The sequence below is a fragment of the Synechococcus sp. R6-10 genome, assembly GCF_047461815.1.
In the GTDB taxonomy this organism is placed as follows: Bacteria; Cyanobacteriota; Cyanobacteriia; order Thermostichales; family Thermostichaceae; genus Thermostichus.
In genome coordinates this window covers 1-674 of the sequence record NZ_JANSHW010000292.1, presented here as the reverse complement: position 1 = coordinate 674, position 674 = coordinate 1, and the positions used below count along the sequence as shown (strand labels likewise).

The following is a 674-nucleotide window of genomic DNA, read 5'->3' as shown; positions in this document are numbered from 1 at the left end:
GTCGCGCCGAATGCGGTTCTCCTCCACTGCGCGGGTGATGGATGGGTTCGTCTCACGGAACCGTAGCACATAGATGCCATGAATCTCTTTGAGTTGTGCGTAGAGGGCGTTGAGCGCCTCGACATTTACACTGAACTCGTCAGTCGGCTGCACCGCTGCGCCCTGTGCAAACGGGAACAGCACCAGCTCGCGCGTCTGTGCAGCGCTCCATCCGAGCGACAGGCATGCGATAATTACTGCCCAGTAAGTTCTCACCATTGCGCCTCCTTTAGGTGGGCTGGGGGGTAGCCCCAGCCCAGATGCGTTATCGGGTCAGCACCAGCGGTCGCACGGCGCGCGCGGTTTGCCCGTCTTCCGAGCGCGCCTCGACCTGCACCTGATAGGTTCCAGGAGGCACAGCGCGCCCTTGATCGTCGCGCAGGTTCCACGCAATTGTGTTGACCCCGCGAGTCGCCGCGCGTCCGCGATGCAGGCTTGCAATCGTGCGCCCATCCGAGCCAAGGATCTGGATGCTGGTCTGCGCGTTATCCGCCAGCACATACGAGATGGACACGCTGTTCGCGCCGCGCCCTGCGCTGCCCACATTCACGCTGGTAATCAGTGCGCCCGTTCGCGCGGCGCGCTCGACGGTGAGCTGCAAGCGCGTGCGCCCTGTGGATACGAAGCGGTACTCA

General features: G+C 63.4%; 2 protein-coding genes. Both read right to left on the bottom strand.

The window, feature by feature from the left end; genetic code table 11:
* Positions 1-258: hypothetical protein (locus NW837_RS08920; protein ID WP_414330794.1), on the bottom strand; the 258-nt coding region annotated here is incomplete at its 3' end.
* A gap of 46 nt (positions 259-304) precedes the next feature.
* Positions 305-674, bottom strand: a 370-nt coding sequence (locus NW837_RS08915) for a FlgD immunoglobulin-like domain containing protein (protein WP_414330791.1), incomplete at its 5' end; no start/stop codon positions are given.